The sequence below is a fragment of the Nocardia sp. NPDC003269 genome, from assembly GCF_042888005.1.
Classification (GTDB): domain Bacteria; phylum Actinomycetota; class Actinomycetes; order Mycobacteriales; family Mycobacteriaceae; genus Nocardia.
In genome coordinates, this window is sequence record NZ_JBIAPA010000005.1 from 183,742 (window position 1) to 207,266 (window position 23,525).

Annotated in this window: 22 protein-coding genes; 11 read left to right on the forward strand and 11 right to left on the reverse strand. The window is 71.3% G+C overall.

Features of this window, described 5'->3' with window-relative positions; genetic code table 11:
* Positions 1–54 precede the first annotated feature (54 nt).
* Complete coding sequence (locus tag ACFYWJ_RS32150; protein WP_355279972.1) at positions 55–1,149, reverse strand: hypothetical protein; 1,095 nt, start codon at positions 1,147–1,149, stop codon at positions 55–57.
* 245 nt (positions 1,150–1,394) lie between these two features.
* On the reverse strand, positions 1,395–1,910 hold the full coding sequence (gene msrA, locus ACFYWJ_RS32155) for a peptide-methionine (S)-S-oxide reductase MsrA (RefSeq protein ID WP_355279969.1): 516 nt from the start codon (positions 1,908–1,910) through the stop codon (positions 1,395–1,397).
* Positions 1,911–2,119: 209 nt separating this feature from the next.
* On the opposite strand from msrA, the gene ACFYWJ_RS32160 reads away from it, so the two are divergent.
* Entirely contained in the window at positions 2,120–2,545 is a 426-nt protein-coding gene (locus tag ACFYWJ_RS32160) for a carboxypeptidase-like regulatory domain-containing protein (protein WP_355279966.1), read from the forward strand.
* A 110-nt stretch (positions 2,546–2,655) separates the two neighbouring features.
* Complete coding sequence (locus ACFYWJ_RS32165) at positions 2,656–4,611, forward strand: GMC family oxidoreductase N-terminal domain-containing protein (RefSeq protein WP_355279964.1); 1,956 nt, start codon at positions 2,656–2,658, stop codon at positions 4,609–4,611.
* Here the strand turns inward: ACFYWJ_RS32165 and ACFYWJ_RS32170 are convergent.
* Positions 4,608–4,988, reverse strand: coding sequence for a DUF742 domain-containing protein (locus tag ACFYWJ_RS32170; protein WP_355279961.1), 381 nt, complete (start codon positions 4,986–4,988; stop codon positions 4,608–4,610). The two genes, ACFYWJ_RS32165 and ACFYWJ_RS32170, sit on opposite strands and share 4 nt — an antisense overlap.
* A complete protein-coding gene (locus ACFYWJ_RS32175; protein ID WP_355279958.1) occupies positions 4,985–6,997 on the reverse strand; it encodes a nitrate- and nitrite sensing domain-containing protein in 2,013 nt (670 codons plus the stop codon). Before ACFYWJ_RS32175 ends, ACFYWJ_RS32170 begins: the two co-directional genes overlap by 4 nt.
* Positions 6,998–7,122: 125 nt before the next feature.
* Between ACFYWJ_RS32175 and ACFYWJ_RS32180 the strand changes: the two genes are divergently transcribed.
* Entirely contained in the window at positions 7,123–8,595 is a 1,473-nt protein-coding gene (locus ACFYWJ_RS32180) for a serine/threonine-protein kinase (protein WP_355279956.1), read from the forward strand.
* On the opposite strand, the gene ACFYWJ_RS32185 is transcribed toward ACFYWJ_RS32180, so the two are convergent.
* The 5 genes from ACFYWJ_RS32185 to ACFYWJ_RS32205 form a co-directional block, all read right to left on the reverse strand.
* Positions 8,592–9,899, reverse strand: a complete 1,308-nt coding sequence (locus ACFYWJ_RS32185; RefSeq protein WP_355279953.1) for an AAA domain-containing protein — start codon at positions 9,897–9,899, stop codon at positions 8,592–8,594. The genes ACFYWJ_RS32180 and ACFYWJ_RS32185 overlap by 4 nt on opposite strands.
* Positions 9,896–11,377 carry a hypothetical protein gene (locus ACFYWJ_RS32190; RefSeq protein ID WP_355279950.1) on the reverse strand — a complete coding sequence of 494 codons (1,482 nt, stop codon included), beginning with the start codon at positions 11,375–11,377 and terminating at the stop codon, positions 9,896–9,898. The genes ACFYWJ_RS32185 and ACFYWJ_RS32190 overlap by 4 nt, the downstream gene beginning before the upstream one ends.
* On the reverse strand, positions 11,374–12,459 hold the full coding sequence (locus tag ACFYWJ_RS32195) for a hypothetical protein (RefSeq protein WP_355279947.1): 1,086 nt from the start codon (positions 12,457–12,459) through the stop codon (positions 11,374–11,376). The genes ACFYWJ_RS32190 and ACFYWJ_RS32195 overlap by 4 nt, the downstream gene beginning before the upstream one ends.
* Positions 12,456–13,256 carry a hypothetical protein gene (locus tag ACFYWJ_RS32200; protein ID WP_355279944.1) on the reverse strand — a complete coding sequence of 267 codons (801 nt, stop codon included), beginning with the start codon at positions 13,254–13,256 and terminating at the stop codon, positions 12,456–12,458. Before ACFYWJ_RS32200 ends, ACFYWJ_RS32195 begins: the two co-directional genes overlap by 4 nt.
* A gap of 134 nt (positions 13,257–13,390) precedes the next feature.
* Positions 13,391–14,002 carry a GNAT family N-acetyltransferase gene (locus ACFYWJ_RS32205; protein ID WP_355279942.1) on the reverse strand — a complete coding sequence of 204 codons (612 nt, stop codon included), beginning with the start codon at positions 14,000–14,002 and terminating at the stop codon, positions 13,391–13,393.
* Between the two features lie 89 nt (positions 14,003–14,091).
* Here ACFYWJ_RS32205 and ACFYWJ_RS32210 point away from each other — a divergent pair, with 89 nt between their 5' ends.
* Entirely contained in the window at positions 14,092–14,904 is an 813-nt protein-coding gene (locus ACFYWJ_RS32210; RefSeq protein ID WP_355279939.1) for a TetR family transcriptional regulator, read from the forward strand.
* Between the two features lie 9 nt (positions 14,905–14,913).
* Positions 14,914–16,425 (forward strand): leucyl aminopeptidase, encoded by a 1,512-nt coding sequence (locus ACFYWJ_RS32215; protein WP_355279936.1) that lies wholly within the window; start codon positions 14,914–14,916, stop codon positions 16,423–16,425.
* On the opposite strand, the gene ACFYWJ_RS32220 is transcribed toward ACFYWJ_RS32215, so the two are convergent.
* Entirely contained in the window at positions 16,426–16,770 is a 345-nt protein-coding gene (locus ACFYWJ_RS32220) for an oxidoreductase (RefSeq protein ID WP_355279933.1), read from the reverse strand.
* A gap of 257 nt (positions 16,771–17,027) precedes the next feature.
* On the opposite strand from ACFYWJ_RS32220, the gene sucB reads away from it, so the two are divergent.
* From sucB to ACFYWJ_RS32250, 6 genes are all read left to right on the forward strand, one after another.
* Positions 17,028–18,776 carry a 2-oxoglutarate dehydrogenase, E2 component, dihydrolipoamide succinyltransferase gene (sucB, locus tag ACFYWJ_RS32225; RefSeq protein ID WP_355279930.1) on the forward strand — a complete coding sequence of 583 codons (1,749 nt, stop codon included), beginning with the start codon at positions 17,028–17,030 and terminating at the stop codon, positions 18,774–18,776.
* Positions 18,777–18,795: 19 nt separating this feature from the next.
* On the forward strand, positions 18,796–19,701 hold the full coding sequence (locus ACFYWJ_RS32230) for a TIGR01777 family oxidoreductase (protein WP_355279929.1): 906 nt from the start codon (positions 18,796–18,798) through the stop codon (positions 19,699–19,701).
* Positions 19,701–20,204, forward strand: coding sequence for an N-acetyltransferase family protein (locus tag ACFYWJ_RS32235; RefSeq protein WP_355279926.1), 504 nt, complete (start codon positions 19,701–19,703; stop codon positions 20,202–20,204). Before ACFYWJ_RS32230 ends, ACFYWJ_RS32235 begins: the two co-directional genes overlap by 1 nt.
* 64 nt (positions 20,205–20,268) lie before the next feature.
* Positions 20,269–21,018 (forward strand): lipoyl(octanoyl) transferase LipB, encoded by a 750-nt coding sequence (gene lipB / locus ACFYWJ_RS32240; protein WP_355279923.1) that lies wholly within the window; start codon positions 20,269–20,271, stop codon positions 21,016–21,018.
* Positions 21,015–22,037 (forward strand): lipoyl synthase, encoded by a 1,023-nt coding sequence (gene lipA / locus ACFYWJ_RS32245; protein WP_355279920.1) that lies wholly within the window; start codon positions 21,015–21,017, stop codon positions 22,035–22,037. Before lipB ends, lipA begins: the two co-directional genes overlap by 4 nt.
* Positions 22,038–22,110: 73 nt before the next feature.
* Positions 22,111–22,422, forward strand: a complete 312-nt coding sequence (locus ACFYWJ_RS32250) for a pyrimidine/purine nucleoside phosphorylase (protein ID WP_218715933.1) — start codon at positions 22,111–22,113, stop codon at positions 22,420–22,422.
* Positions 22,423–22,478: 56 nt separating this feature from the next.
* On the opposite strand, the gene ACFYWJ_RS32255 is transcribed toward ACFYWJ_RS32250, so the two are convergent.
* Positions 22,479–23,471: an SDR family NAD(P)-dependent oxidoreductase gene (locus tag ACFYWJ_RS32255; protein WP_355279919.1), complete on the reverse strand. Its 993-nt coding sequence runs from the start codon at positions 23,469–23,471 to the stop codon at positions 22,479–22,481.
* Positions 23,472–23,525 lie beyond the last annotated feature (54 nt).

The following is a 23,525-nucleotide window of genomic DNA, read 5'->3' on the forward strand; positions in this document are numbered from 1 at the left end:
CGAAAATGGGGGCGTGCGATGCGGTTGCATCGCACGCCCCCTTCGTGTTCGGGGTCAGCGGTCGATATCGGGACTGCTGGGGCCCTCGCCCGGCTTGCCCAGGTCGGGGCCGCCTTCGGGGCCGCCCGGAGTGCCGTAGCCCGGGCCGGTGCCGTAGCCCGGCTGACCACCTTCGGCCGGACCGCCGTATCCGGGCTGACCACCCTGCGCCGGGCCGCCGTAGCCAGGCTGACCGCCCTGGGCCGGTCCGCCATAGCCGGGCTGACCACCCTGGGCCGGGCCACCGTAACCGGGCTGGCCACCCTGCGCGGGGCCACCGTAACCGGGCTGACCCGGGTAACCGGGCTGACCGGGGTAGCCGGGCTGATCGGGGTAACCGGGCTGACCCGGCTGGCCGAATCCCCCTGCGGGCCCGCCGTACTGCTGCGGATAGCCGGGATCGGCGACAGCCGTCGCCCCGCCGACGACCGGACCGCCGGTCACCACCCGGTAGGCGTAGGTCGAGGCGATGATCGTCAGCGGAATCGTCACCAGCAGGCCGAGGCCGCACAGCAGCGCGCCGACGATATTGATGCCGAACAGCGCCAGCGTCAGCAGCAGCAGCGGTCCGGCATTACTGGATATCGCCGAGAAACTCGATTTGATCGCGGTCACCGCGTCCTGGTTCCGGTCGATCACGAACTGCATCGTCCACCAGGTGAAGAACGCGATCACCAGACCCGGCAGGATGCACAGCACGAAACCGATACCGGTCGCCAGACCGACCAGGATGCCGGCCAGGATGATCGCGCCCACATTGGTGAACTGGAAGAAATCACCGAATCCCGGTTTCCGCCCATCGGTTTCGTGCAGCGCGCCGCGCACGAAAGCGGCCGAGATCAAATAGCCGATGATGGCGCTGACGACGGTCCCGATGAACTGCCAGATTCCGAATCCGATGCTGATGCCACCGTCGGCATCGGTATCGGTCGTGTTCCCCAGGCCGAACAGGAAGTTGATCGCCACCTGGATGACGAACGCGATCAGCACGATCGCGATCCACACGACCGCGTTGTTCTTGAATTTGTCCCACCCGTAACCGATGGCGTCGCCGACACCGAGTTTCGGCCCCGCCGGTGGATACCCGGGTTGCTGCTGTCCATACGTCATCCGAATCGCATCCCCTCACCTTGTGCGACGGCCGAAACCGCCGATATGAGTCTTCCGATCCGGCGCCACGGTCACGCCGACACAGGTGATCATTTCACACGACCCACCCGACATGCGGTTTTCCTGCGCGGACCCCGCACAGCGAGTAATTCGCTCGAGCCGTCGCGGGCATTCGAGCGAAATCGCGTCAGCGCCGCCGAGCGGGCGTCGGCGGGAAAACAATGTCGGGCGGGAGTGTGACCGGGCTACTGCTCGGCGGTGGCGCGCTTGGGGAGCTTCCAGCCGGGGCGGGGGAAGTGGCAGGTGTAGCCGTCGGGGTAGCGGATCAGGTAGTCCTGGTGTTCGGGCTCGGCGTCCCAGAAGGTGCTCGCGGGGGTCACCTCGGTGACGACCTTGCCGGGCCACAGGCCCGAGGCGTCGACGTCGGCGATGGTGTCGATCGCCGTGCGGCGCTGGTCCTCGTCGAGGTAGAAGATCGCCGAGCGGTAGCTCGAGCCGATGTCGTTGCCCTGCCGATCCCTGGTGGTGGGGTCGTGGATCTGGAACAGGAACTCGAGCAGGGCCCGGTAGTCGGTCTGCGCCGGGTCGTAGTCGATCTCGACGGCCTCGGCATGGCCGGGGTGGTTGCGGTAGGTGGGGTAATCGTTGCTGCCACCGGTGTAGCCGACCCTGGTCGACAGCACGCCCGGTTGACGGCGGATCAGGTCCTGCATGCCCCAGAAGCATCCACCGGCCAGAATCGCCTTGCGGGTTTCGGTCACGCGTCCTCCTTCGTAGAGCTCCACGGTCGCACAGAACGGCCACAACCGCCTCTATGGAACTCCCCCGACGGGCCCGGAATTCCCGCCAGTAAGCTCGCCGCGCGAGCGATACCTCAGGAACATCCGTGTGTGCCCCAGCGTCACCGAGGAAACAGGAGGAAGTCGGCGAAATGCCACGTAGCGTCGTTGCCCGGTATTCGATGATCGGATTGGCCGCAGCCGCTCTCACCGCGGGTGCGGTGACCAGCGCGGGAGCCCATCCCGGCAGCACCGACACCGTCGAGCAGGCCACCTCCTGCGAAGCCAGACAATCGCGACAAAACGACCTAGCGCTACGCTCGCCCGACCCGGCGGCCACCGGCCAGATCGACGCCATCGTGCTCGACGAGACCACCCGCGGCCCGATCGCCGGCGGCAAGGTGGTCCTGACCGGCTTCGACGCCTGCGGCGACACCATCCACCGGCACCTGTCGACCGGCGCCGACGGCCAGGTCAGCTTCCGCGGCCTGCAGCCCGGCCGCTACCAGGTGACGGCCTCGCCCGGCACGGCGAAGACGGTCGCCACCGCCGATGTCGAACTGTCGACACCGACGCTGAAAACGGTGCAGTTCACGGTCGCCACCGGCCGCCGTTAGCCGCCGATCGGGCCGGGTGCGCGCCGCCCGGCCCGAAACCCGTTGACACCGAGCACGCCCGCAGCACCCGTGATACAAATCACCCCAGAGTGAGAAGGGGTGGTTTCCGTATGGAACCAACAGCCGAACAGCGCGCGGCGCTCGGCCTGATCTGTGACACATTCCTCCCGGGCGACGAGCTCGGATTACCACCGGCGACCGCGCTCGGCACGGTCGACACGATCTTCCGGATCCTGGGCCGCAACCCGCGGGAAGCGGATCAGAAGCAGCTGGGAATGTTGTTGGGGCTGTGGGATTCCCGTGCCTTCGGCCTGCTGACCGGGAGTGGTTTCCGGCGGTTCTCGACGCTGTCGCAGGAGCGCAGGGAGGCCGCCCTGCTGCGGCTGGCCGATTCCGGGCTGGCCCCGGCGCGCGCGGTGTTCCAGGCGCTCAAGCAGGCGTCGCTGCTGGCCTACAACGTGACCCCCGGCCCGACCGGGGTCAACCCGCTGTGGGAACGGATCGGCTATCCGGCGCCGACCGGGCCGCTGGCCGACGCCCCGGCCCCCGCGCTGACGCCGCAGCGATTCACCGCGGCGACCACCCTCGACTGCGATGTCGTGGTGGTCGGTTCCGGCGCGGGCGGCGGCGCGGCGGCCGCGGTACTGGCCGAGGCGGGCCTCGACGTGGTGGTCCTGGAACGCGGGAACTATTACGACGACAAGGATTTCGGCAACGGCGAGCTCGACGCGCTGACCAGCCTGTACGCCTCGGGCCCACCGGCCTCGGCGGAGGGGCAGATCACGCTGGTGGCGGGGTCCTGTCTGGGCGGCGGCACCGTCGTCAACTGGAGTACCTCGCTGCCCACCCCTGACAACGTCCGCAAGGAATGGGCCGAATCGGGTGTCCCGCAGTTCGCCGACGACGAGTTCGGGGACGCGCTCGACACGGTGCAGCGCCGGATCGGGGTGACCAGCGGCCGGTCGCCGCTCTCGGCCCGCGACGGCATCCTCGAACGCGGCGCCAAGGCGCTCGGCTGGGACGTCGACACCCTGCCGCGCAATGTCGGCGACGCCTGCGACGCCGCGGTCGAATGCGGGCGGTGCGGCTACGGGTGCAGGCTCGGCGCCAAGCAGTCGGTCACCAAGACCTGGCTCTCCGACGCCGCCGGGCACGGCGCGCGCCTGGTGGTCGACGCCGATGTCCGCACGATCACGGTGAAAGCGGGTCGGGCGGAATCGGTCTCGGCCCGCACCTCCGACGGCGTCGAGATCACCGTGCGGGCCCGCGCGGTGGTCGTCGCGGCGGGCGCCATCCAGACACCGGCGCTGTTGCAGCGGTCGGGCCTGCGCAACAAGAACATCGGCAAGCACCTGCGCCTGCATCCGGCCGCCGCGGTGTTCGGGGTGTTCGAGGAGGAGATCCGGCCCTGGGAGGGCGCGCTCCAGGCCCGGATCAGCAGGCACCACGCCGACCTCGACGGCAACGGCTACGGCGTCATCTACGAGACCGGGCCGATTCATCCCGGCCTGGCGACCGGGTTCATGAGCTGGCGCGGGGCCGCCGCGCATCGCGACACCATGCTCGACTTCGCGCGCACCAACTCGATCGGCGTGATCACCCGCGACCGCGATCCGGGCACCGTCTCGATCGACGGCAGCGGCGAGGCCGTGGTGAAGTACCGGCTCTCCGACTACGACGCGAACCACCTGCACACCGGCATCGTCGGCGCCGCCTCGGTGCTGGAAGCCGCGGGGGCGCAACGCATCTACTCCGGTCATCAGGCGGGCATCTCGTTCGAGCCCGGTGTGCGCGGCTCACTCACCGAGTTCGACGCCGCCTGCAAGAAGGCGGGCTACGGGCCGGGCCGGTGTTCGCTCGGCGCCCTGCACATCATGGGCTCGGCCCGGATGGGCGGCAGCGCGGAGCTGTCGGCGACCAATCCGGACGGCGTCACCTGGGACGTGGACAACATCGTCGTGGCCGACGGCTCCAGCTTCCCCACCGCACCGGGCGTGAACCCGATGGTGACCATCGAGGCGATCGGCTACATGAACGCCAAGCGGCTGGCGGCCAGGCTCGGCTAGCCGTCGACCCGGCGGATCCCCGCGAGAACGGCCCGCAGCACCCCGAGGTCGGCACTGCCGACCGCGCGGTGCTGCGGGGCGCGCGCGATCAGCCTGCCCTCTTCGATCAGATCGGTGATCAGCACCTTCGCCAGGTTCAGCGGCAGCCCCAGGTGCGCCGACACCTCGGCCACCGCCATCGGGGTCCGGCACAGCTCGACGATCGCGGCGTACTCGGGTTCGGTGCGCCGCAGTCGTGTTCCCGCGCCCGCGTCGACCAGCAGGGTCGTCAGGTCGAGTTCGTCGCGCTCGGTCCGCCCGCGCCCGCGGGTCACCGCGTAGAGGCGCACGATCGGGCCGGCGTCCTCCTCGTACCAGTGCTCGCGCTCGTCGCTCATGCGCGCGGGGTGACGACGGGGAACTGGCCGGAGATCGGCGCGGACTGGTCGGTGGCCTCGGCCAGCGCCGACGGAATCAGCACGATCGCGCGCACCCCGCCGTAGACCGACTCCGACAATCGCACCGAGATGTTGTGCCTGCCCGCCAGTTTCGCGACGACGAACAGGCCGAGCCGGGAGCTGCCCGACAGTGTCGTCACGCTGAATTCGGGTGGGTCGGCCAGCATCGCGTTGCGCTCGGCGAGATCGGCTTCCGGCATCCCGAGACCCTGGTCGATGATCTCCACCGCGATGCCGCGCCCGACCACGACCCCGGACACCGTCACGTGCGCTTCCGGCGGCGAGAACGCCGTCGCGTTGTCCATCAGCTCGGCGAGCAGGTGGATGACGTCGGCGACCGCGTGGCTGGCGATGCGCACCTCGGGCAGCTGCTTGGTCTGGATCCGGGTGTAGTCCATGCTCTCCGCGATGGCGCCGCGGACCAGCTCGAGCAGCGCGACCGGATTGCGCCAGCGCCGGCCCGGCTGCTCGCCGCCGAGGATGATGAGGTTCTCGGCGTTACGGCGGGTGCGAGTGGCGAGATGGTCGAGCTGGAACAGCAATTCGAGCTGATCGGCGTTGCTCTCGTCGCGTTCGGCGCGGTCGAGCAGGGCGAGCTGACGGTGCACGACCACCTGGCTGCGGTGGGCGATATTGAGGAACACGGTATTGATGCCCGCCCTGGTCTGGGCTTCGGCGATCGCCGCCGACACCGCGGCCAGGTGCGCCCGGTTGAACGCGGCCGCGACCTGGCCGAGTTCGTCGGAGCCGAAGTCCAGCCGGGAGGTCTCCGCGCGCGCCTCGACCTGCTCGCCCGCCGCGAGCCTGCGCATGAGGTCGGGCATCCGCTCGTCGGCCAGTTCCAGGGTGTCGTGGCGCAGCCGCCGCATGCGGCCGATGAACCGATTGGCCAGGACGAGCGCCACCAGGAAGGCGCCCACCGCGAGCAGCGCGACCAGCGCCCCGCCGAGCAGCGCGTTGCGGGTGTCGGTCTCGCCCTGCTGACGGGCGATGACGTGGGCGTCGCCGCTCTGGTCCTCCCACAGCTGCTGCAGGGCGAGGTTCACGTGCCGGGTGGCGTCCTGCCAGCCCGCCAGGCTCAGCGGCAGCGCCGCGTCGCCGCGATCGTTGCTCACGGGACCGCGCGTCACCAGCGCGTCCTGCATCGCGGTGACCTGCTGCCAGTCCGTGCTCGCGGTGATCGCGCCGAGCTGCGCGAGCCGGGTGCCCTTCAGCACCGTGGCCGAATAGGCCACCTCGCCACGGAACTCGCCGACCCGGCGACCGAAGTCGGTCAGTTCGGCGGCCGACATCCGGCCGTTGGTCAACGCCACCGAGCCGAGGGTGTCGGCTTGCGAGAGCGCCTCGGCGGCCCGCAACTGCTCGACGCCGTAGCCCAGTTCGATGCCGATCTTCGCGTCCGGCGCCACCCGGGCCGCCAGCACGGACGCGGCGACGATGGTGCCGATCACCTGGGAGAAGAAGGTGAACACCTGATCCGGCGGGATCTGGAGGGCGTCGACGCCGCCGCGCACCGTCGGCACCATGGCGAAGAGCTTGTTGTAGCCCTCGATGTCCTCGGCCGACCCGTCCGGATTGAGCTCGCGCGCGGCGTCACCCTTGGCCATCACCGCGGCGAGCGCCTCGTCGGACCGCTGGCGGGCGGTGACCAGGGCGGGCGTGGACGGCGGGTCACCGGCCAGCCGCAGCAGCGACAGCCTGCGTTCCTCCTGGAAGGCCGACACCATCAGGATCGCCGGCCCGGTGGTGCTGCTGGCCAGCTCGGCCCATTCGGTGGATTCGCGCGCCGAGTCCACCAGGTACACCGCCGCGCCACCACCGGTGACCAGCAGGATCACGCTGGAGATCAGCACGATGGACAGGAGCCGGATCCGTACGCTCACCCGGCCGCGAACGCCGCGCCCGCCCGACCACGACTTCCCGAGCAACGAGCTACGCCAGTTCTTCACACCGAAACTTTCCGCTCCCGGAGCCGCCCCCGGCGCTCCGCTGCGTGCCCGCACCCGCGAAACAGACGACCCGGCACGCTTGTCTTCGCGCAGAGACTAACCGACCGTCCCCACCCGCGCGCGGTTTGCGCGGACCCCGAAAAACCCTCCCCGTCAAGCAAACTCGCAGCTTACCCAGGGTGAACTGTCACGTGATCCCAGCGCGCGGCGCGACGACGCCTATGCTGCGTGGTCACGACATGGTGGAACAAGGGGGATCGGTGACAGCCGTCGACGAGACATTCGCCGGATACCGCATCGAGAGCGTGCTCGGGCGCGGTGGCATGGGAACGGTCTATCGCGCCCGGCATCCCCGGCTGCCGCGCAGCGTGGCGTTGAAGGTCCTCGATCCGGCGGTATCGGCCGATCCCGAAGTGCGCGGGCGCTTCGAACAGGAAGCCGCCATCGTCGCCGGGCTCGAACACCCCGGGATCGTCGGCATCTTCGACCGGGGCACCGACCACGGGCGACTGTGGATCTCGATGCCGTTGATCGAGGGCGTCGACGCCACCCGGCTCGACCCGAACACCCCGCCGGACCTGGTCCTGCGATACATCGCCGAGACGGCCGCGGCGCTGGACTACGCGCACGGCCAGGGGGTACTGCATCGCGACGTGAAGCCGGCCAACATCCTGGTGGCGGCGCCCGGCACCGCTGATTCCCGCGCCGTGCTCACCGACTTCGGCATCGCCCGGCTCGTCGACTCCGGCACCAAGCTGACCGTCACGGGCACGTTCACCGCCACCCTGGCCTACGCCTCCCCGGAACAGCTGGCGGGCGAGGTGGTCGATCACCGGTCCGATCAGTACTCGCTCGCCTGCACGCTGTACGCGCTGCTGGCGGGGCAGCCACCGTTTCCGGCCACCAATCCGGCCCAGGTGATCGCCGGTCACCTGTCCGCGCCGGTACCGCGGTTGAGCACCGCGCGGGCCGGGTTGGCGCCCGCGCTCGACGCCGTGCTCGCGCGCGCGATGGCCAAGCGGCGAGCGGAGCGCTTCGGCGGTTGTGGGGAGTTTGCCACGGCCGCACGGGATGCGCTGCTGTACAACATCTTCCCTGCGCCGTCGGTCCAGTCGGCGGCGGCAGGCGGTGCGCGCACACCGCGATCGGCGCCCGCACCCGAGGTATCCGGGGGCAGCGCGAAAGCCGTGGCCGTGATCAGCCTCGTGATGGGACTGATCTTCGGATTCATCGGTATGTCGATGTTCGGGCACCTGATGAGGATGCAGCCGACCGACACCTCCTACGTCGGGTCGGCGATGACCTATGACGAGGACTTCCGGCTGTCGCTGTCAGCGGTGGTGGCGACCGTTCCCCCTGCCGCGCTGTCGATCGTCGGCGGCGTCGCGCTTATCCTCCGCAGACGAGCGGGCCAGGTCCTGGTCTGCGCGGGATCGTTGTGGCTGTTGCTGGCCGCGGTGGGTGTCGCGGGGTACGCGCTGGTGACCGGGGAGACGGACTGGCTCGCCGCAGCGGGATTCATCGTGATCCTCCCGCTCATCGTGATCTCCGGCGCCCGGTCGGCGGAAACCACGCGGTGGCTGGCGCGACGGCGCTAGTTCAGTGTTCCCGCCCGCACCCGATGCCGGGTCAGATGGCTCAGCACGGACTGGTTCGCCTCCCAGCCGTCGGGGAACTTCACCGGCACGCCGAGGTGGACCGGTTCGGCCGAGGGGTGGGCGTCGAGGAGCTCGGGGATGCCCGCGCGGCCGACCAGGATGCAGGCGTGGCGGTGCCGCGAGGCGAGCACGCACAGACGGCCCGCCTCGAGGTGGAAGGCGCTCGCGTCGCGGCGGCCCGAGAGCGGGTGCAGCACCAGGGTGACGTCGTATTCGCGGCCCTGGAGCCGGTTGGCGGTGTCGACGGTGACCGGCTCGGCGGCGGTGCCGCGCAGCGCGGTGCGCACGGCATCGGCCTGATCGCGATGGGCGGTGCCGATGGCGACGCGATCGACGGTGACCGGGTGGCTGCCGGATTCCGAATGCGCGGTGGCGCCACGCTCGATCAGCCGGGCGGCGATCGCGGCCAGGGCGTGCACCGCCTCGCGATCGGTGCGCAGGGTGTGCCGGGCGGGCAGTTCGTACCAGCCCCAGCCCGTCGCAGCCGCTTCCTCGAGCACCGCGTCGATCGGTCCGCCGAGGCCGCGCGTCGTGAAATCCATGCTGCGGTCGCCGAATCCGGTGCCGGACTCGAAGCCGGTGAACGGGTAGAAGGCCCGCGAGACGACCGGCGCCGCGGTGGCGGGCAGCCGCCACGACACCGGCAGCCGGTGGATCGGGATGTTGTCGTTGTTGGCCAGCATCACGCTCACCGCGCTCATCGTGGGGTCCCAGGTGAGCCCCGCCCAGCGCGCGGTCTCGACGGTGGCGAACGGATCGAGCTGCCCGGGATCGCCCACGAACAGCCCGCGATCGAACCGATTCGCGATGCGCAACAACATGTCCGAGCGCATCTGATACGCCTCGTCGATGATCGCGTGCGACCAGCTGCCGTCGGTGATGGTGGCCCACTTGGCGGCGGTCCCGATGACGATCGTGCGATCGGCCAGGTCGGCGGGTTTGGTCGCGACGCGGACGTTCGCGTGCTGGTCGACCCGCTCGCTGGTCACGTACGCGGTACTGGAGAGGCGGCCGATGCGCATCGCCGGATCGGCCCCGGCGAGGCGGTCGATGAGGTCGTCGACCTGCTCGTTGGTCTGGGCCACGATCATCCGCTGATCGTCGTCCTCGGCGAGCTGGCGGGCGGCCCGCACGACCAGCGTGGATTTGCCAGCGCCGGGCGGCGAGTCGACGACGATGGCGCGATGGCTCGCGTCGCGCAGGTCGGTGAGAATGTTCGCGACGGCCTCGTCCGGCGTGGTCACTGCAGCTCCTCCCCTTCGTCGTCGGTGGGCGGCGCCCATTCCGGCGGCGGACCGCCGTGCGTCCACGGGGTGTCCTCGCGGGCGGGCAGATTCAGCTGACCGTTGAACGGCGTCGGCGAGAACCGCGCGAACCCGAGGGCCTCACCGTCGGCGGGCACCGAGCCGGGTTCGGCGACGAGCTTGCGGCCCATCCCGCCCGAGAGTTCGAGCACCATGCCGTCACCGTCGATCTCGACGACGACCCCGCTCTGCTTCGGCCGCTCCACGCACGTCAGCTCCTCGCCGACGACCGCGAGGAACGGATCGGTGGTGCGGATGTGGATGTGCGGGCGCAGTTTCGGGCGCGCGCCCGAGCGGTCGACGCGATCGGGTTCGCTGTGCACGACGGTGCCGCGGAACGCCGCCCCGGTGACCCGGTGCTCGAGCATGCGCAGTGGATCGTCGAAGGCGCACTGGGCCTGCAACGCCTCCAGCGCCCGCTCGCGTTCGAGCAGCCTGCGCACCGCGCGCACGGCCGGATCGCGCCGGGCCTGCGGGGTGCCCTCGGCCACCTCGGCCGCGAAATACGAGAAGGCGCCGCGATCATCGGTCCACCGGTTCGCCACGCTGGCGCCCGGCGGCAGCGCGCGCAGCAGGTCGAGCGCCCGCCACATCAACTGCCAGGTGGGTTCGAGCTGGCCGCGCAGCGAACGCTCGAGCCGTTCGGCGGCGACGGCGCGCGCGTTCTCGTCCGTGGCGGCGTTGTAGGCGGCGATCAGCGGCGCGAGTTCCTCGTTGTCGAAGCCGGGATCGGTGGCCGGGCCGGCGGGCGGGGACTGCAACGGGTCCTCGGCGATGGCCGCGGCCTCGGCGCCGGTGCGGCCCGGCGGCGGATCGATCCAGCCGAGCAGGGCGGCGAGATTGCCGTCCTCCAGGGCGGATTGGCCGGTCGCCCAGTGCGCCGAGAGCGCCGAGGTCATCGCGGGCAGCACCGCCGACCCGGGGTGCTCGGCGCGGTCGCCGAACCAGGTCAGCCAGCGGCCGAGCAGCGGAATCGAGACGGGCACCGGGTTGTCGCCGTCGGTGCGGTGGAAGCGGACCGAACGGCCCAGCAGCTTCAGGAAGTTCACCCCGCCCTCGTTGGGCGTCCAGATCTGGGGCGCGTCGAGGCAGCGGGTGTAGGTCTCGCCCGCCTTGCTGGTGAGTTCCTCGCTCTCGGCCAGGAACGACGCGAGATAGGGCAGCACCACATCGGCCAGCTGCTCGATGAACCGCAGCCGCAGCACCCGGTCGCGTGGCTGCGGCACGATCAGCACGTTCTGGTCGCCGCGCGCGGTGCCGATCATGATCGCCAGCGGCGCCGCCGCCTCACCGGCCAGCCGCAGCGGCCCCGCCACCAGCGGCCGCTCGGCCAGGTGCAGGTGCCGCACCGCCGCGGTGGGCTGCGCCCGGCCCGCGCGGACCGCCTCGGCCTTGGCGAGGGCCGACAGCACACTCATCCCGCGATCTCCAGCCGCAACCGGTGCGCGGTGCGCAGCATGGCGGTGATGTCGGCGTGCTCGGGTCCCGGTTGCAGCGTCCCGTCGGCCAGGCCGAGCACGGTGTGCAGGTTCTCGATGCCGCCGACCTCGTCGCACACGCCACGGCCGAGCGCGTCGACCGAACCGCAGGTCCTGGCCTCGTCGCGGCAGGCGAAGGCGAGCTCGCAGCTCGACATGCACTCGGGCGCGTAGCGGGCGGGGATGGCCGCGATCGTCTTCTCCAGGTCCTCCCCCGGCGCGAAGGTGGCCTCGGGCGGCAGCAGCTCGAGCAGGTCGGGGATGGCGGTGAGCCGGGTCAGCTGCCGGGAGACGACCGCGAGCTGCTTGCGCAGGTCGACCAGAGCGGCGGTGGGCCGGTTGGTGAAGTCCTTCGCGCACACCAGGATCGTGTTGTGCGAGACCAGCTCCGGTGACTCGCCGATCTCGGTCATCAACTCGCGCAACGCGATCACGTACACGGCGGACTGGCGCGCGGCCGCCGCGACCTGGGCCGGGTCGGCCTGCCCGTCGATCACCGGGAACGCCTTGATCTCCACGACGTGGAACTTGCCGTCGAGCTGCACGGCGACCACGTCGGGCTCCAGATAGGCGGTGGCGCCCGCGATGTCGAGGCGCAGCATCGGGTGGTCGAACAGGGTGCCGTCGCCCGCCGCGATCGTCGACTTCAGCAGCTGCCTGGTGCGCTGGTACCGCACGGCGTTGCCGGTGTTCTCGCCGACGGAGTTCAGGTCGTGGTAGGCGACCTCGGGGATGGTGAGGCCGAGCGTGTCGCGCAGCAGGGCCAGCAGTTCGGCGCACCCGTTGGCCTTCACCATCGACTCGAAGGCGTTGCCGCGCGTGATGGCGAATTGCGACTGACCGAACTGTGGTGGGAAACCGAGCGATTGGGCGATCACGGTCTTGTCCACCGCGGCCGCGTCGAGCAGGGCGCGCCGGGCGCACCCGGGATTGGCCGTGAGCGCGGCGATGGTGCGGGCATTGTGCCTGGTCGCGGGCGCCGCGCCGCGCAAGTGGTCCAGCTGTGCTGCGAGAGTGCTCATTTCACCTCGATTCGTCGCCGGTCGGCCACCCCGAGCCGAACACCGAATAGTTGTGCGGCCGGATCGGCCAGCTGATCGGCCGCCCGGCGCGCGGCCGAGAGTCGTTGCCGCGCGTCCTCGTCCGCGTGCACCGCCAGCTCTCGCCGCGCGGCCTCGATCACCTCCGCCGGGTCCAGTGTGTCCGGAGCTCCCGACACTCCCGGTATCGACACGGCGAGCCGCCACAGTACGCGCTGACCCGCCGGGGTCGTGGCAGGCTGCGCCGACAGATGGTCGGCCAGGCGGATCGCCGAGGTCAACAGGTCGACGCGCGGGCTCAACGGCCCCACCATCCGGCCTTCCAGCGGCCACGAACTGACCGCCATCAGCCCGCGTGCCGGCGCCAGCAGATCCGTCGTGAGCGCCGCGCAGACGTAGTACGGACGCGCGTACGGCGCCGAGCGGAACGAGCGTTCCTCGTCGCGGCGCAGGCTGGTCAGCCGGGCGGGTAGCAGTTCGCCGGAGAAGAACGCCTCGTGCACGGCGAGGACGAGTTTGGGCGAGGACGGCACCGAGAGCAGCGTCAGCGCGCGGTGCACGTGCTCGCGCACCGGCACGGCGGGCGCGTCGGCCCGCTCCGGCGCGTCGGCGGGTTCCGGGATGGAGCCCAGCACGACCACGTCCCAGGCGGATTCGGCTTTGCGCAGTTCCGCGCGCAGCTGACGGGCGGTGGCGCGGTCACCGGACGCGGCGGCACGGCGCACCTCGCCGCGGAGGTCGGCGATGCGCGCCTCCAGCTCCTCGGCCGTGTCCGTCACGAGCGTGAGCGTAGGCAGTGGTTCCAGTGTTGTCCAGTGTTTGCCAGTATTCACCACCGGATTGCCGTGCGGGTCACACCGCGAATCCGCCCCCGTGACCCGGGGTAGCCGGTGTTTGCCCTCCGCCGCCCGAGTCAGCCACGGTGCCACATCGGCAGCAGGGTCGGTCCGCCGTCGGGCAGCTGGATCGGGTCGCCCTCGTGCGCGAAGCCGTGGCGGGCGTAGAGGCGCGACGACCGGACCGTGCTGGCCTCCAGGAACGCCGATTCGCCTGCCCCGGCGAAGGCGGCGAGGCGGTCGGCCAGGATCGCGCCGCCCGCGCCTTTGCCCCGGTGCTCCGGCACGGTGACGATGACGTGCAGGTAGCGGTGCGGGAATTCCCGGGGATGCGCGGCCCCGACCAGGCTCGAGACCGCCGCCATCCGCTGGAACGACACCACCCCGGGCGCCGCCTTCAGCAAGGCCTGCGCCTCGTCGGCTTCGGCGGCGAGCCGGTCGGCGGAGGTGACCGTCTGCCACAGCGACACCGCCCAGATGTCCTCGCCGTCGCCCGCCACCCACACCTCGTCCTCGGCCATCGCCTTGGCCACGAACTGCGGTCCGAACGTGCTGCGGTAGGCCTGCTCGATCTCCGGGTCGCCCGCCCGGATCCACGCCGAGACGACCTCGTCCAGGCTCGCCGCGACGAAGGCGTCGGCGACCGCGGCGAGTTCGTCGGGCCCGGCCTGTCTGACGTGGGTGTTCATCGGTCTCTCCTTCGATGTGAACAGCGTGTGCAGCCGCCAATCTAGGAGTGCGCCAGCACAGTTACGAGGATTTCGTCACACTGGTTGGTGTGCGGAAATCGACGTCGTGCGCGCACTGTGGTCGCAAGGTGGAACAGGCCGACCGCGGCCGGGTGCGCCGCTATTGCTCGCGGTCGTGTCAGGGCCGGGCCTATCGGGCGCGCCGGGACCGGCGCCCACCGGTGCGCCGTGCCCGGCCGACCCGGCTGTCCCCGGTGCACATCGCCACCACCGCGATCGCGCTCGCCGACCGCGACGGACTCGACGGCCTCACCATGCGCCGCCTGGCCGGGGAACTCGGCGTCGCGACCGCCGCGCTGTACCGGCACTTCCCCGACCGCGAAGCCCTGCTGGCGGCGATGACGGAACTGGCCCTCGCGCGGGCCCCCGAGCCCGCGCCCGCCCCGGACTGGCGCGCGGCCCTGGCGACCGAGGCCGACGCGGAGTGGCGGCTCTACCGACGGCACCCATGGGTGCTCACCGTGCTCGCGCGCACCCGGCCGCCGCTGGGCCCGGCGCTGCTCGACTCCCTGGAACGCGCCTTCACCGCACTCGACGACCTCGATCTGACCAGCGCCGAGATGCTCACGATCTACCTCGCCTACTCCGGCCTGGTCCAGGGTCTGGCCCTGATGTGGAGCACCGATCGCGGCGACCGGATCGGCGCCGGGGCGACCGCGATCGCCGACCCGGTGCGCGCCGAACTCGCCGAACTCCTCGACCCGCGCGTCCGCCCGGTGCTGCACCGGATGTTCGCCGCCGAGCCGCACGGGCCCGACCTCTCCTTCGACGAACTGCTCACCGCCGGTGTCGGACTGCTGCTCGACGGCGTCGCGGTGCGGCACTCGGCACCGACCGCATAATCTGGGGCGATGACCGCTGTTGCAGATCGTTCACTCGGACCGGAATTGGCACGCATCGAAACCATCAGCCCGGACACCGATGTACTGGTGATCGGCCTGACGTCCTCGGAGAACGGACCGGCCATCGTCCCCGCCGACCTGTTCGGCGACGTGCTCACCGCCGAGGTTCGCGCGGAGCTGCTCGATGCCCTGGGCGCGGTCGGTGCGAAGGGCAAGCCCGAGGAACTCACCCGGGTGCCCGCCCCCGCGGCACTGGCCGAGGTGACCAGCGTGCTCGCGGTCGGCCTCGGCGCGGCCGACAAGGTCGACGCCGAGCAGGTGCGCCGCAGCGCCGGGGTGGCCGGGCGCGCGCTCAGCGGCACCGAACTCGTCGCGACCACCCTCTCGGGCGTCGACCTGGCCGCCGCGGCGGAGGGCTTCTACCTCGGCGCCTACACCTTCACCACCTTCAAGTCGGCCAAGAGCGCGCCGAAGCCGGACGAGCAGCCGGTGCTGCGCGTCGAACTGCTGGTTCCCGAGGCCGAATTCGGCGTCCTGGAACTGCTGCGCGCCCAGCTCGTCGCCGAGGCCGTCGCGACCGCGCGCGATTTCGTCAACACCCCGCCGAGCGCGCTGTACCCGGCCGAGTTCGCCGAGCGGGCCCGCGTGCTCGCCGAGGCGGCCGGGCTCGAGGTCGAGGTGCTCGACGAGGACGCGCTCGCCGCGGGCGGCTACGGCGGCATCGTCGGCGTCGGCCAGGGCTCCGCGCGGCCGCCGCGCCTGGTGCGCATCACCTACGCGGGCGGCCCCAAGAAGATCGCGCTGGTCGGCAAGGGCATCACCTTCGACACCGGCGGCATCTCGATCAAGCCCGCCGCCAACATGGAGAACATGACCTCCGACATGGCCGGCGCCGCGGCGGTCATCGCGACCACCCTGCTGGCCGCCCGGCTCGGGCTGCCGGTCACCGTCACCGCGACCGTCCCGATGGCCGAGAACATGCCCTCGGCTACCGCGCAGCGCCCCGGCGATGTGCTCACCCAGTACGGCGGCACCACCGTCGAGGTGCTCAACACCGATGCCGAGGGCAGGCTCATCCTGGCCGACGCGATCGTGCGCGCCGCCGAGGACGAGCCCGACTACCTGATCGACGTCGCCACCCTGACCGGCGCCCAGATGGTCGCGCTCGGCACCCGCACGCCCGGCGTGATGGGCACCGAGGAGTTCCGCGATCGCGTCGCCGCCGCGTCGCGGTCGGTCGGCGAGCACGGCTGGGCGATGCCGCTGCCCGCCGAGCTGCGCGCCGATCTCAACTCCAAGGTCGCCGACCTGGCCAATGTCGCCCCGCACCGGTGGGGCGGAATGCTCTCGGCCGCACTGTTCCTCAAGGAGTTCGTGCCCGAGGGCGTGCAGTGGGCGCACCTGGATGTCGCGGGTCCGGCGTACAACACCGGCGGGCCGTTCGGCTACATCGGCAAGGGCGGCACCGGTGTCCCGGTGCGCACCCTGATCACGGTGATCGAGGAGATCGGCGCGGAGTAGTCACTGCTCCTGCTCGCGGGCCCGCCGCTGCTCGATGCGGCGGCGGGCATCGTAGTCGCGCATGCGCTGTGGATAGCCGGTGCGATTGACGTCGTAGACCGGGATCTTCAGCGCGCCCGCCAGTCGCCGCGCGCCGCGTTCGCCGACGATGCGGCGGGTCCATTCGCCGTCCGCGGCCACCAGCACCGCTGTGACATCGGTCACAGCGGTTTTCGGTTCGATGAACGCCTCGACGCCGCGGCGGGCCCGCGCCCAGTCGGCGAGCGCGGCGATCTCCGACGCGCTGTCACGAGCGACTGTCCTGCTCCGGCCGCGCGCACCGCGGAAACGATCCAGCAAACCCACCGGTAACAACCTCCTGCGCTCCGACGGAAATCTGCTCACCGCCGTACATTCCATGGTGCCAGCTCTGCCCGGAATGCCGCCCTGCGCTACGTCGTCGGCGGGCGAGTGCAAGGATGGTTGCCGGAACAAGAAACCGACGATTCCCGGACGCCTCGCTCTCGCGGTGGGGTGGACGTACGCCGCGACCCGCGACGGGTGTCTGCCGGGGTCGAAGCACTGTTGTATTACCCGTCTAACAGTCAGAGGAGACAGAGGACATGGCCTTCTCCGTCCAGATGCCGGCTCTTGGTGAGAGCGTCACCGAGGGAACGGTGACCAGGTGGCTGAAGCAGGAAGGAGACACGGTCGAGGTCGACGAACCGCTGCTCGAAGTCTCCACCGACAAAGTCGACACCGAGATCCCGTCGCCCACCGCCGGTGTGCTGTCGAAGATCGTCGCCCAGGAAGACGACATCGTCGAGGTCGGCGGTGAGCTCGGTGTGATCAGCGAGGCGGGCGAAGCCGCTGCCGCCGCGCCCGCGCCTGCTGCCGCGCCTGCCGAACCCGCCCCCGCTCCGGCCCCCGCGCCTGCCCCCGCCGCCGCGGCTCCCGCCCCGGCCCCGGCTCCCGCGCCCGCCGCCGCCCCCGCCGCCGCTTCCGGTACGCCCGTGAAGATGCCCGAGCTGGGCGAGTCGGTCACCGAGGGCACCGTGACCCGCTGGCTCAAGGCCGTCGGTGACACCGTCGCCGTCGACGAGCCGCTGCTCGAGGTGTCCACCGACAAGGTCGACACCGAGATCCCGTCCCCGGTCGCCGGCACGCTGCTGGAGATCTCGGCGCAGGAAGACGACATCATCGCCGTCGGTGGTCAGCTGGGTGTGATCGGTAGCGGCGCGCCCGCGGCCGCTCCGGCGCCCGCCCCGGCACCGGCTCCCGCGCCTGCTCCGGCCCCCGCTCCCGCGCCCGCCGCGGCGGCTCCCGCCCCGGCTCCGGCACCTGCCCCCGCTCCGGCGCCTGCCCCGGCCCCCGCGCCCGCCCCGGCTCCGGCCGCGTCGGCTCCTGCCCCGGCGGTCGCCGCCAACGGCAGCTCGCCGTACGTGACCCCGCTGGTGCGCAAGCTGGCCGAGGAGAACAACGTCGACCTGGCGTCGCTCACCGGTTCCGGTGTCGGCGGCCGCATCCGCAAGCAGGATGTGCTCGCCGCGGCCGAGGCCAAGAAGGCGCCGGCGCCCGCCGCGGCTCCGGCCGTCGCCGCCGCGCCCGCCGCCCCGGCAAAGCAGGCCGCCGCGCCGAAGCTGGCCGGTCTGGTCGGCACCACGCAGAAGGCGAGCCGGATCCGGCAGATCACCGCCACCAAGACGCGCGAATCGCTGCAGACCACCGCGCAGCTGACCCAGGTCCACGAGGCCGACGTCACCAAGATCGCGCATCTGCGTCAGCTCGCCAAGGCCTCGTTCAAGGCGCGCGAGGGCGTCAACCTGACGTACCTGCCGTTCTTCGCCAAGGCCGTGGTCGAGGCCCTCGGTGTGCACCCGAACGTGAACGCCTCCTACAACGAGGACACCAAGGAGATCACCTACCACGCGTCGGTGCACCTGGGTATCGCGGTCGACACCGAGCAGGGTCTGCTCTCGCCGGTCATCCACAACGCCAGCGACCTGTCGCTGGCCGGGCTGGCCCGCGCGATCGCCGACATCGCCAACCGCGCCCGCACCGGTGGCCTGAAGCCGGACGAGCTGTCCGGCGGCACCTTCACCATCACCAACATCGGTTCCGAGGGCGCGCTGTTCGACACCCCGATCCTGGTCCCGCCGCAGGCGGCCATGCTCGGCACCGGCGCGATCGTCAAGCGCCCGGTGGTGGTGACCGACGAGACCGGCAGCGAGTCGATCGGCGTGCGCTCGATGGTGTACCTGCCGCTGACCTACGATCACCGGCTCATCGACGGCGCCGACGCGGGCCGCTTCCTCACCACCATCCGGCACCGGTTGGAAGAGGCGGCGTTCGAGGCCGATCTGGGTCTGTAGTCGAGGAATTCGGCCGAAGATGAAGGTGGTGATCGCCGGTTCGTCCGGGCTGATCGGGACGGCGCTCGTCGCGGCTCTGCGCCGCGACGGGCACGAGGTGTCGCGATTGGTGCGCCGCGCTCCCGCGGCACCGGACGAATTCGCGTGGGAACCCGCGCGCGCCCAGCTCGACGAGCGGGCGTTGCGCGGGGCCGACGCGGTGGTGAACCTGTGCGGCGCGAGCATCGGCGCGCGCCGCTGGAACGGCGGTTACAAGCAGTCGCTGCGCGACAGCCGGATCACCCCCACCGACGTCCTGGCCACGGCGGTCGCCGCCGCCGGAGTGCCGACGCTGGTCAACGCCAGCGGCGCGCACTACTACGGCGGCGACACCGGCGACGCGGTGGTCGACGAGACCTCCCCCGCCGGAACCGGTTTCCTCGCGACCCTGTGCCGCGACTGGGAAGCCGCGACCGAGCCGGCCAGCTCGGCGGGCGTGCGCACCGTCCTGGTCCGCAGCGCCGTGGTCCTGGCCCGCAACGGCGGCATGCTCAGCATGCTGCAACCGCTGTACTGGCTGGGCCTGGGCGGTCGCCTCGGCAGCGGCCGCCAGTACACCCCGTGGGTCTCCCTCGACGACGAGGTCGGCGCGATCGGCTTCGCGCTCACCCACCCCGAAGTGTCCGGTCCGATCAATGCCGCGGGCCCGGCCCCGGTCACCAACGCGGAGTTCAGCCGCGCGCTCGGCCGGGCCCTGCACCGGCCCACCCCGCTCATCGTCCCCGGAGTCGCCCTGCGCGCCCTGGTCGGCGAACTCGCCGACGAGGCCATCCTGCGCGGCCCGCGCGCGATTCCCGCCGCGCTGGAGCAGGCGGGCTACACCTTCCAGCACCCCACGATCGGCGCCGCGCTCGCCGCCGCCGTCGGTCGCCCCGGAGGTCAGTGATGTTCATCCGCGACGCCGACAAGGCCGACCTCCCCGCCGTCCTCACGATCCACAACACCAATATCGCGTCCTCGACCGCGATCTGGGACACCGACGAGGTCGACCTCGACGACCGGCTCACCTGGTTCGCCGATCGCACCGCCGCGGGCATGCCGATCCTGGTCGCCGAGATCGACGGCGAGGTCGCCGGGTACGCCTCCTACGGCCAGTGGCGGCCCAAGACCGGCTACCGCTTCTCGGTCGAGAACTCCGTCTACGTCGACGAGCGCTTCCAGCGCCGCGGCGTCGCCAGCGCGCTGCTCACCGAACTCGTCACCCGCGCCACCGATTCCGGCCGCGTGCACGCCATGATCGCCGCGATCGAATCGAGCAACACCGGGTCCATCGCCCTGCACGAGCGCTTCGGTTTCCGCACCGTCGGCGAGCTGCCGGAAGTCGGCCACAAGTTCGGCCGCTGGATGGATCTGACGCTGATGCAGCGCACTTTCGCGCTGGACGTCTGACCGGCAGTCCGTCCGTCCCGACCGGTCTTCACTCCCGGTGGCCCGTGGGCGTAACGTCAGGGCCGTGAACGACACGCGCCCCACCGCGTCCGCTCGATTCGATTCGACCCCGATCGTGGTCGAGGATCTCGGACTCATCGAATACACCGCCGCCTGGGAGCTGCAACGGCAGATCGCCGACGAGCGCGCCGCAGGCGAAGGCGCCGATCGGGTGCTCCTGCTCGAGCATCCGTCGGTCTACACCGCGGGCCGCCGCACCGAGACCGAGGACCTGCCGATCGACGGCAGCCCGGTGGTACACGTCGACCGCGGCGGCAAGCTCACCTGGCACGGCCCGGGCCAGCTGGTCGGCTACCCGATCATCCGCCTGGCCGAGCCCGTCGACGTCGTGCAGTACGTGCGCAGGCTGGAGGAGGCGCTGATCCAGGTGGTCTCCGGCCTCGGGATCGAGTGCGGCCGGGTCGAGGGCCGTTCGGGCGTGTGGCTGCCCGCCACCGAGTGGCTCGCCGAGCGCAAGATCGCCTCGATCGGCGTGCGCGTGCAGCGCGGCGTCGCCCTGCACGGCATCTCGCTGAACTGCAACTCCGCCCTCGACGGCTTCCAGGCGATCGTGCCGTGCGGCATCAAGGACGCCGGGGTCACCTCGCTGACCCGCGAGCTGGGCCGCGAGGTCACCGTCACCGAGATCAAGCCGCTCGTCGCGGCCGCGATCATTGCCACGTTGAACGGCGAAATTCCCGTTCAGCCGCATGATATTGATCGCACCACCGGCGCCGCGAATGTCGTCGCCCCGAGCGTAGAGTCGGTCCGGTGACCTCCGTCGACGCCTCTGCCCCCGCCGGACGCAAACTGCTGCGCATCGAAGCGCGCAACGCGGAGACCCCGATCGAGCGCAAACCCAAGTGGATTCGCACCCGCGCCACCATGGGCCCGGAGTACACCGAGCTCAAGGGCCTGGTGAAGCGCGAGGGTCTGCACACGGTCTGTGAGGAAGCGGGCTGCCCCAACATCTTCGAATGCTGGGAGGACCGCGAGGCCACCTTCCTCATCGGCGGTGAGCAGTGCACCCGCCGCTGCGACTTCTGCCAGATCGACACCGGCAAGCCCGCTGCCCTGGACCGCGACGAGCCCCGCCGCGTCGCCGAGAGCGTGCAGGCCATGGGCCTGCGCTACTCGACCATCACCGGCGTCGCCCGCGACGACCTCGACGACGGTGGCGCCTGGCTCTACGCCGAGACCGTGCGCGCCATCAAGGCGATCAACCCGGGCACCGGCGTCGAGCTGCTCATCCCCGACTTCAACGCCGACCCCGATCAGCTCGCCGAGGTCTTCTCGACCCGCCCCGAGGTGCTGGCGCACAACCTGGAGACGGTGCCGCGCATCTTCAAGCGCATCCGCCCCGCCTTCCGCTACGAGCGCTCGCTGGCGGTGATCACCGCGGCCCGCGAGGCCGGTCTGGTCACCAAGTCCAACCTCATCCTGGGCATGGGCGAGACCCCGGAGGAGGTCACCGCCGCGATGCGTGACCTGCACGAGGCGGGCTGCGACATCCTGACCATCACCCAGTACCTGCGCCCGTCGCCGCGGCACCACCCGGTCGACCGCTGGGTGAAGCCGGAGGAGTTCGTCGAGCACTCCCAGGTCGCCGAGGAACTCGGTTTCGCCGGCGTGATGGCGGGCCCGCTGGTCCGGTCCTCCTACCGCGCGGGCCGCCTCTACGCGCAGGCCATGGCCCATCACGGCCGCGAGATCCCCGAGGCGATGGCCCATCTGGCCCAGGAAGGCACCGCCTCCCAGGAAGCCAGCTCGGTGCTGGCCCGCTACGGCAGCTGACCTCGTCGGGGCAGGGCTCGGTGAGCCCTGCCCCGCCAGTAGACTAAGGGTCCCCTCACCCCCGGAAGGACCCATGTCGAAGTTCGAGAACGTCTCCGTCGTCAAGAAGGCCAATGTCTATTTCGACGGCAAGTGCGTCAGCCACAACATCGAGCTGCCCGACGGCACCTCGAAGTCCGTCGGCGTGATCCTGCCCGCCACCCTGACCTTCACCACCGGCGCCCCGGAGATCATGGAGCTCATCGAGGGTGAGGCGAAGGTGACCCTGCCCGGCGAGACCGAGCCCAAGGTCTTCCGTGGCGGCGAGTCGTTCTCGGTTCCCGGCAACAGCGCCTTCGACATCGAGGTCGTCGAGACCCTGCACTACGTCTGCCATTTCGGCTGATCGACCTTGAGTGAAGGGCGGCGGTTCCGTGGAACCGCCGCCCTTCGCCGTGTCGGTCAGGTGGACTCCGGCACGCCGATCATGGCCCGGCAGTCCCGCCACAGCGCGACGGCCTCGGCCTCGGGGTAGCGGGTGCCGCGCCGCAGGTGCAGCGGGCGGACCCGGCGGTCGTGCCAGAACCGGCCCGAGGGCACCGGCCGCGCGGTGGCCGCGAGCCAGATCGCGGTGTCGGCGCCCTCGGCCGGGGTGCGCAGCAGCGGCCGGGTGACGCGGCGGAATCGGGGCAGCGCGTCGGCGATGCCGGGGGTGTCGACCCAGCCGGGGTGCACGGCGTGCACCCACGTCCGCTCGTCGGCGAGCTCGGCGGCCAGCAGGGGTGTGAGCGCGACCTGCATCCGTTTGGTGCGCGCGTAGGCCCGCGCGCCCCGGTATTCGCCGCGCCGGTAGTCGGGGTCGTCGGTCATCAGCGGCTGGGCGTACATCCCGCCGGAGGACATCAGCACCACCCGAGCCCCGTGCGCGGCCGCCAGCAGGGGCCGGACCAGCTCGGTCAGCAGCAGCGGCCCGAGCACGTGGGTGGCGAGGGTGAGTTCGTGTCCGGTGCTGTTCTCCTGGCGGCGCGCCGGGAGCACACCCGCGTTGTGTACCAGGACATCGATCGGGGTCTCGCCGAGTGCGGCGGCGCAGCGCCGCACCGAATCGGGTTCGGCGACATCGCATTCCACCACCGTCACCGTGCCGCCGGGGTGCCGTCGCCGCAGTCCGGCCGCCGCGTCCTCGCCGCGCGGCGTGCTCCGGACGGCCAGCACGACCGAGGCGCCCAATGCCGCCAGCCCGTCCGCCATGGCCAGCCCGATGCCGCTGTTGGCCCCGGTGATCACGGCGCGCCGCCCGCGCAGGGCGTCGGGCGCCGGGTCGGCGGTCGGCCAGCCGCGCCGTCGCAGCGCGATCCCGACTCTGCTGTAGCCCGGCAGGACGGCCCGGTCCAGCAGCGCGTCGACGAACGACGGCTCGAAGCTCGCATCGTTTTTCCCACCAATCGCGATCACTTCTCCAGAATACCGCGTGAAACGATGCACAAACGTTTCAACGATGACCGATCG